The 8,472-nt window shown below is 69.1% G+C and carries 7 protein-coding genes; all 7 read right to left on the reverse strand.

Features of this window, described 5'->3' with window-relative positions:
* Window positions 1-177 precede the first annotated feature (177 nt).
* A complete protein-coding gene (locus Q0Q47_RS30735; RefSeq protein ID WP_293868941.1) occupies window positions 178-3,060 on the reverse strand; it encodes an EAL domain-containing protein in 2,883 nt (960 codons plus the stop codon).
* Window positions 3,061-3,232: 172 nt separating this feature from the next.
* Window positions 3,233-3,832, reverse strand: coding sequence for a GNAT family protein (locus Q0Q47_RS30740; RefSeq protein ID WP_293868943.1), 600 nt, complete (start codon window positions 3,830-3,832; stop codon window positions 3,233-3,235).
* Between the two features lie 5 nt (window positions 3,833-3,837).
* Window positions 3,838-5,157, reverse strand: coding sequence for a pitrilysin family protein (locus tag Q0Q47_RS30745; RefSeq protein ID WP_293868945.1), 1,320 nt, complete (start codon window positions 5,155-5,157; stop codon window positions 3,838-3,840).
* Complete coding sequence (gene thrC / locus Q0Q47_RS30750) at window positions 5,154-6,566, reverse strand: threonine synthase (protein ID WP_293868947.1); 1,413 nt, start codon at window positions 6,564-6,566, stop codon at window positions 5,154-5,156. Before thrC ends, Q0Q47_RS30745 begins: the two co-directional genes overlap by 4 nt.
* A 71-nt stretch (window positions 6,567-6,637) precedes the next feature.
* Complete coding sequence (locus Q0Q47_RS30755; RefSeq protein WP_293868950.1) at window positions 6,638-7,399, reverse strand: SURF1 family protein; 762 nt, start codon at window positions 7,397-7,399, stop codon at window positions 6,638-6,640.
* 6 nt (window positions 7,400-7,405) lie between these two features.
* Window positions 7,406-7,786 carry a DUF983 domain-containing protein gene (locus tag Q0Q47_RS30760; RefSeq protein WP_293868952.1) on the reverse strand — a complete coding sequence of 127 codons (381 nt, stop codon included), beginning with the start codon at window positions 7,784-7,786 and terminating at the stop codon, window positions 7,406-7,408.
* An 80-nt stretch (window positions 7,787-7,866) separates the two neighbouring features.
* On the reverse strand, window positions 7,867-8,472 hold a 606-nt coding region (locus tag Q0Q47_RS30765; RefSeq protein WP_293868954.1), incomplete at its 5' end, for a cytochrome c oxidase subunit 3.

Raw genomic sequence — 8,472 nt, forward strand, 5'->3', positions numbered from 1 at the left:
CCACCCGTCAGCCGCTTTGCGGCTGCCACCCTCCCCTGCAGGGGAGGGAGAGCGCACTTCCTTCGGGCCCGAGTGAGATGCGTGAATCCCGAAGGGCCAAGCCCGGGCAGGACGCGCGGAGAGGGAAGTACCTGATCGGCAGACGGGACGCCTGATCGACCCGGCGGGCCGCGCTCCTCAGGCCGCCTCGGTGGCGGCGCCGACGAGCTTGCGGGCCTCCAGCGCCGTCATGGGCGGGCCGAAGGCGTAGCCCTGGGCGTACTCGCAGCCGAGCTGCGACAGTTCCACCGCGTCGGATTCCGTCTCCGCGCCTTCCGCCACGACGTCCATGCCGAGGTCGTGGGCAAGCGCGACGATGGACCTCAGGATCACCGGGCGGGTGCCCTTCTGGTCGGGGCGCACAAACGACTTGTCGATCTTGATCGTGTCGAACGGGAAGCGCTGCAGGTAGGAGAGCGACGAATAGCCCGTACCGAAATCGTCGAGCGAGAGGCCCGCGCCGAGGTCGACGATGCGCGCCAGGATCTGGGCGGCGTATTCGGGGTTCTCCATCACCAGGCTCTCGGTCAGCTCGAGCTTGAGCGTGCCGCGCTGGATGGACCAGCGGTTCATGACCATCTTCACGTCCTGCAGCAGGTCGTGGCGCAGCAGCTGGCGGCTCGAGATGTTGACGCTGGCGAAGATGGGCGGGTCGACCTCAAGGGCACGCTGCCAGGCCGCGAGTTCGGCCGCGGTGCGCTCCAGCGCGAAGACGCCCAGCTCCACGATGATGCCGCTGTCCTCGGCGATCGACAGGAACTCGGAGGGCGCGAGCCGGCCGTGCTTGGGATGGTCCCACCGCATGAGGGCCTCGAAGCCCGCCACCGTGCGGTCCTCCAGGCGGACGACCGGCTGAAACAGCACCTTGATCTCGTTGCGCTCGAGCGCCCGGCGCAGGTCCATCTCCAGCGCGATCCTGTCGGTGCGCTGCGCCCGCATGGCGGGCCGGAACACCTCGATCCGGTCGCCGCCCAGGCGCTTGGCGTGCATCATGGCGATCTCGCCGTTCTTCAGCACGTCCTCGCCGCGGCCCTGGGTCGACGGATCGGGCAGGGCGATGCCGATCGAGGCGGTGAGGAAGATCTCGCGATCGCCGAAGACGACGGGGGCCGCGATGACGCGGCGGATCGTGTCGGCGAGCATGGTGATGCCCTCGGGCTCCCGCTCGGACAGGAGCAGGAGCGCGAACTGGTCGCCCGACACGCGGGCGAGGGTGTCCTGCGGCTTCAGGAGCCGGCCGAGCCGGCGCGCCATCGCCAGCAGGATGCTGTCGCCCGTCGGCATGCCCACGGATTCGTTGATCTGCTTGAAGCGGTCGATGTCGAGCACGATCACCGTGGGCCGGATGTTCTCGTCCGCCCGCGACAGCGCGAGCGCCGCATCGACCCGGTCCAGGCAAAGCCGACGGTTGGGCAGGCCGGTGAGGTTGTCGTGCACCGCATCGTGCAGGATGCGTTCCTCGGACGTCTTCGTGTCGGTGACGTCGCCCAGCGTGCCCACGACGCGCATGACCTCGCCGTCGGAGCCGACGACCGGGCGGGCCTTCATCGCGTACCAGTGGTAGTGGCCGTCGGCCGTCTTGAGCCGGAAGTCGAGGTGAACGCGTCCGCGCCTCTGCTCCAGCACCGCGTCCAGCGTCGCGCGGAACCGGTCCCGGTCGAAGGGATGCATCACCTCCAGCCAGTTCGCGGCGGCGCCTTCGAGGGCACCGCGCTTCAGGCCGAGCTGGGCCTCGACGTCGGGGCTGACGAAGATCTTGTCCGCGACGACGTCCCAGTCGAACACGGCATCGCCCGAGCCGGCCAGCGCCAGGGCCTTGCGCTCGGCGTCGCTGACCAGCCCCTGCGCGATCGCGCCGCCGGCGAAGGCGTGCTGCATGACGGTGAAGCCGATCAGCATCACGATCATCACGAGGCCGCCGAGCAGGGCCGGCGACACGACGTCGTTGGTGAGCTGGCCGGTGATGGCGAAGGCCGCGGCGATGACCCAGGCCAGCAGCAGGAACCAGGTGGGGGTCAGCATCACGGCGCGGTCGTAGCCGTGCGTCGAGAGATAGATGACCAGGATGAAGCCGACGGCGGCGACGGCTGCGATCGAGATCCGCGCGACGCCGGCGGCCATGGCCGGGTCGAACACCGCGAGCCCGATCAGCGCGCCCAGGAACAGGAGCCACGCCGCGGTGACGTGGCTGTAGCGGACGTGCCATCGGTTGAGGTTGAGATAGGCGAACAGGAAGACCAGCAGGGTTGCCGCGAGGACGGCCTCGGCCGATGCGCGATAGACGCGCTCGCCCTCCGGCGACATGGGCACGATCTTCTGCCAGAACCCGAAATCGATGCAGATATATGCCAGGACGGCCCAGGCCAGCGCCGCCGCGGCGGGGAAGATGACCGCGCCCTTCACCACGAAGACGATGGTGAGGAAGAGGGCGAGCAGGCCGGCGATGCCGATGACGATCCCCCGGTAGAGCGTGAGGCCGTTCAGCTTGTCCTTGTAGTCGTCCGGATTCCACAGATAGAGCTGCGGCAGGGCCGGGGTGGCGAGTTCGGCGATGTAGGTCACCGTCGCGCCGGGATCGAGGATGATCTCGAAGATGTCGGCCTCGGCGTTGTCCTCCCGGTCAGGGCTCTCGCCCTGGCTCGCCGTGACGGCCGTGATGCGCGTCGATCCGAGGTCCGGGCGGACGACGCCGGAATCCACCAGGCGGAAATGCGGTGCCACGAGCCAGCGCACCATCTGCTCGTTGGTCTCGTTCTTGAGCGCGAAGACGATCCAGTCGGGCTGCGTGCCGGCAACCTTCGCCTTGATCGCGATGCGCCGGACGATGCCGTCCGAGCCGGGCGCGGTGGAAATCTGAATCAGGTCGCCGTCGGAGCGCGAGCGCTGCACGAAGCGCAGGAGATCCACCGCGGCGCTTTCCGAGCGCACGGACACGGGATCGAGCGCGTAGGCCGGCCGGGCGCCGAATGTGCCGGCGACGGCCAGGGCGACGAGCACGAGCAGGAACGAGAGGAGACGCAACGAATCCGAACCTCGAAACGGCGTGCGGACCGGTCCGACTGGACCCGATGCCGCTGCCTCAGTGGTATCCGCGCCGGTGGACGAGGGCAAGCAAGCCAGCCACCGACACACGGTTGTTTCTCTATGCAACTTCGTCGGAATACACGCGAAACGCGAACCGTGTCGCGCCGGATCAAGGCGATCCTGTGTCGAAGCGGAATTCGTCGCGCAGGAGCGCGAACAGGATGTGGTCCTGCCAGATGCCGTTGATGCACAGGTACTGCCGCGCGTAGCCCTCGCGGTGGAAGCCCACTTTCTCGAGAAGGCGCATCGACGCGGCATTGTGGGGCACGCAGGCCGCCTCGATGCGTCGCAGCCGCAGCGACTCGAACGCATAGCCCGCCGCGGCGCGCACCGCCCGCGTCATGTGGCCCTTCCCGGCATGGGGCGCGCCCATCCAGTAGCCGAGCGTGGCGGCCTGCGCGACGCCGCGCCGGACCATGCCCAGCGTCAGCCCGCCCATCAGCGCGCCGTCGTCCCGGAACAGGAAGAAGGGGTAGGCCGCGTCTTCCTCGATCTCGCGCTGGTAGCGGCGCAGACGACGGCGATAGGCGGTCCGGGTCAGGTCGTCCGCCGGCCAGATCGGCTCCCACGGGCGCAGGAATTCGCGGCTCGCCTCGCGCAACTCGGCCCAGGCCGCGTGGTCCTCCGGCCGAGGAGGACGCAGCATGAAGCCGCTGCCCCGGACGACCGGGGTCTCCTCCGAGGCGACGGAGAGCCGGAAGAACGCCATGGCGCTCAGTGCCTCGCCGTGCCCAGCATGCGGGCGATCCCGGCGGCGTGAGGCAGCCGCTTGACCGGTCCCACGGCCGCGACCGTCGGCGGCGTCGCGAGCATCTGCAGCGCGGCCCGGCTGACGGCGGCTGGGGTGATCGCGTCGATGGCGGCCACGATCTCCTCCCGCGGGATGACGCGGTCGAAGGCGAGGACGTGGCGGGCCATCTGCTCGGCGCGCCTCGCCGAGGACTCGAGCCCCATGAGCAGGGACACCTTGATTTGGGCCTTGGCACGGGCCACTTCGGCCTCGGTCGGCCCCTCGGCGGCCGTGCGCAGGCAATCCAGCATCACGGGGACGAATTCACCCAGCGTGCTCTCGCCGGTGCCGCCGTAGATGGCGAAGGTGCCGGTGTCGCTGAAGGGCTGGTGGAACGAATAGATTTCGTAGCACAGGCCGCGCTTCTCGCGGATCTCCTGGAAGAGGCGCGAGGACATGCCTCCGCCGAGCAGGTTGGAGAAGACGTGCAGCGTGTAGTGGTCGGGGTCGTAGAAGGAGCGGCCGCCGAACCCCAGCACCATGTGGGCCTGTTCCAGCTGCCGCACCTTGCGCTGGTCGCCCCCTGCATAGACGCCCGTCGTGGGGGCCTGCGACTTCGATCCGGCAAAGCCAGCGAAGCGGCGTGCGACCTCCTCGACGACGGCGTCGTGGTCGACGGCGCCCGCCGCCGCCACGACCATGTCCGGCCCGCGGTACTGCCTGTCGAGGAAGGTCCGCATGGAGGCCGGGGTCTGGGCCTTCACGGTGCGCGGCGTGCCGAGGATGCGGCGCCCGATGGGCGTGCCGCCGTAGGCCGTTTCCATGAACATGTCGAAGACGACGTCATCGGGCGTGTCCTCGCAGGCTCCGATCTCCTGCAGGATGACGCCCTTCTCGCGCCGCAGCTCGTCCTTGTCGAAGGCCGGCTCGGTCAGGATGTCGGCGAGGATGTCGAGGGCGAGAGGCACGTCCTCGCCCAGCACGCGCACGTAATAGGAGGTGCGCTCGACGCTCGTCTCGGCGTTGAGGTCGCCACCGACGGCCTCGATCTCCTCGACGATCTGCAGGGCGTTGCGGCGCCGCGTCCCCTTGAAGGCCATGTGCTCCAGGAGGTGGGCCAGACCCTGCTCGCCGTCCTGTTCGTGACGCGCGCCCGCACCGATCCACACGCCGAGCGACGCCGTCGCCAGCTGCGGCATGGTTTCGGTCACGACGCGCAGGCCGTTGGCGAGCGTCGTGATGCGGACGGCCTCCGGCCGAGGCGGGGTGATGGCGGCTTCCGGCTCCTGGCGCCTTGCGCTCATGCGGTCTCACTCCCTGCTCGGGCTCTCTCCCGAATGAAGTCCTCGACCCTTTGCAGGTCGTTGGGCAGAACGGAGAAACGTTCCTGCCGGTCGTGGAGATCCACGAGATGCTGCGGAAGAGCCGGTTCGACGCCGGTGGCATCGTGGACGGCCTTCGGGAACTTGGCCGGGTGGGCCGTGCCCAGGACCACTAGCGGCGTGGCGGGGGCACGCTCCAGGACCGAACGTCCGACGGACACGCCGACCGCGGTGTGCGGGTCGAGCAGGTAGCCGGCGGCCTTCCAGGTCCTGGCCATCTCGGCCTTGACGGCGTCCTCGTCGGCTCGGCCAGCGACGAAATCGCGACGGATGGCGGCGAGCGCCGGCTCGGGAATGGTGAAGGCTCCCGACTGGGAGAGCGAGTCCATCATGCCGCGGACGATGCCGGCGTCGCGGCCGACCGCCTCGAACAGGAGGCGCTCGAAATTGGACGAAATCTGGATGTCCATGGAGGGCGAGGTGGTGGCGACCACACCCGTGCGCTCGTACCGGCCCGTGGCCAAAGTGCGCGCCAGGATGTCGTTGGCGTTGGTCGCGATCGCCAGCGTCTCGATGGGAAGCCCCATCTGCTTGGCCACCCAGCCCGCCAGGATGTCGCCGAAGTTGCCGGTGGGGACCGAGAAGGAGACCGGCCGGTGCGGCGAGCCGAGCGTGACGGCCGCCGTGAAGTAGTAGACCACCTGGGCGACGATCCGGGCCCAGTTGATGGAGTTCACGCCCGACAGCGAGAGTGCGTCGCGGAAGGCGTGGTGGTTGAACATGGCCTTCACGAGGGCCTGGCAGTCGTCGAAATCGCCCTCGACCGCGATGGCGTGGACGTTGTCGGCGCGCACCGTCGTCATCTGCCGGCGCTGCACCGGACTGACACGGCCGTGCGGGTAGAGAATGAACACGTCCACCCGCTCGAGGCCGCAGAACGCCTCGATGGCGGCGCTGCCGGTGTCGCCGGAGGTGGCGCCCACGATGGTCGCGCGCCGGCCGGTGCGCGCCAGGACCGCGTCCATCATGCGGCCGAGCAACTGCATCGCGACGTCCTTGAACGCCAGCGTCGGGCCGTGGAACAGCTCGAGGACGAAGAGGTTGTCGCCGATCTGCGTCAGGGGACAGACGGCCGGGTGGCGAAAGGTCGCATAGGCGGCCTCGGTCATCGCGGCGAAGTCACGCTGCGCGATGTCGCCATCGACGAAGGGGCCGATCACGGTCTGCGCGGCGGCGGCGTAGGGACGACCCGCCAGGGCGGCGATGGCCGCTGCGTCGAGCCGCGGCCAGGACTGCGGCAAATAGAGGCCGCCGTCGCGGGCGAGGCCGGCGAGAAGGGCATCCGAAAAACCGAGCACCGGGGCTTCTCCCCGGGTGGACACGTGCTGCACGGTGGTCAAGTCCTCTTGGCGGGAGCGAGCGTAGGAGCGTGGGGCCGGCCTGACAAGCGAGCGGCGGCGGCTCAGGACGGGTCGTCGTCGGGCCGCTTCAGCTGCTGCCGGGCCCAGGCGAAGAAGACGGCGAGCAGCCCGAGCGCGATGGCGAACCAGGTGACCGCGTACTGGAGATGGTTGTCGGGGAAGGAGACGACCGTGTTGCCGCCCTTGGGCCAACCGCCCGGCACCGGGGTGGCGTCGGCATCGATGAGGAAGGGGGCCGACCTTGCGAGGCCCGCCGACTTGGCCATCGCGACGGGATCGCGCGTGAACCAGGAGTTCTTCGCCGGATCGTCGTCCGGGACGAACAAGCCGCGACTCTGGGGCGCCCGCATGAGGCCGACGATCGTCTGGCGTCCCTTCACCTGCCCCTCGGCGCGCCTGGCGGGGTCGCCGAGCTCGGTGGGCACGAACCCGCGGTTCACGATCACCGTGCTGCCGTCCGCGAGCCGCAGCGGAGTCAGGATGTAGTAGCCCTGGAGGGTCGACTGGGCCGCGGACTTGCCGCTCAGCAGACCATGCAGCCGGAACTCGCGGTCGTGCTGGAACTCGCCCTCGAGGCGGACGCGCAAATACTCGTACTGCTTGGGCGAGAGGCCCGCCCATTGCGCCTCCGGCGGCAGCGGGACGGGGGCCTCCTGCAGGCGCTGCTCGACGCGCGTGATCAGGCGCTTCTTCGCGCCGCCGCGCTCGATCTGCCAGGCGCCCAGGCCCACGAGGATCGCGAACCCGACCAGGGTGAAGAGCCCGGGCAGGATCAGCTTGGCGAGCGGAGCGCGTCCAGCCATGGCAGCCTAGTTCTCCAGCCGGCCCTGTTCGGCCTTGTTGTGGTACTGCAGGGCGATGAGCAGGCCCTTCAGTGGGCGCAGGAGCCCCAGGCACACGGCGATGGCGAAGGGCGGCCAGATCATGGCGTGCACCCACATCGGCGGCTCCCAGCGGATCTCCGTGAACAGGGCGCCACCCACCACGAGCGCGCCGCCGATCAGCATGATGAACACGGCCGGCCCGTCGCCGGCATCGGCGAAGGAATAGTCGAGGCCGCAGGACGGGCAGGTGGGCGCGACGGCGATGAAGCCGCGAAACATCGAGGCGTTGCCGCAGCGGGGACACTTGCCGGTCAGGCCGGCGCCGATCGGCGAGGGGCTGAGCCCACTCCAGCGGTCGTTCGACATGCTGCTGCCCTCCCCGTGGCGTGTCTCAGAAATGGAAAGGGGCGGCCTAGGCCGCCCCATCCGGGTCGTGCGATGGGGACTCAGTGTCCGGAAGCCGCCGCGAGGGCCGCGCCCCACTTGGAGCCCCACATGTAGATCGCCACGAAGAGGAACAGCCACACCACGTCGACGAAGTGCCAGTACCAGGCCGCGAACTCGAAGCCGAGGTGCCGCTGGGGCGTGAAGTGGCCCTTCAGCGCGCGGATCAGGCAGACCAGCAGGAAGATCGTGCCGACGAGCACGTGGAACCCGTGGAAGCCCGTCGCCATGAAGAAGGTGGCGCCGTAGATGTTGCCCTTGAAGGCGAAAGCGGCGTGCGAGTACTCGTAAACCTGCACCACCGTGAAGACGGCGCCGAGGATCACCGTGAGGATCAGGCCCCACTTCAGGCCCTGCCGGTCGTTGTGGAGCAGGGCGTGGTGGGCCCAGGTCACCGTCGTGCCCGACGTCAGCAGGATGAGCGTGTTGAGCAGGGGCAGGTGGAACGGATCGAAGACCGAGATGCCCTTCGGCGGCCAATGTCCGCCGGTCACGTCGTAGCGCAGGAAGTTGATGTGTTCGCCGCTGAACAGGCTGGCATCGAAATAGGCCCAGAACCAGGCCACGAAGAACATCACCTCGGAGGCGATGAACATGATCATGCCGTA

The organism is uncultured Alsobacter sp. (genome assembly GCF_945952055.1).
In the GTDB taxonomy this organism is placed as follows: domain Bacteria; phylum Pseudomonadota; class Alphaproteobacteria; order Rhizobiales; family Beijerinckiaceae; genus Alsobacter.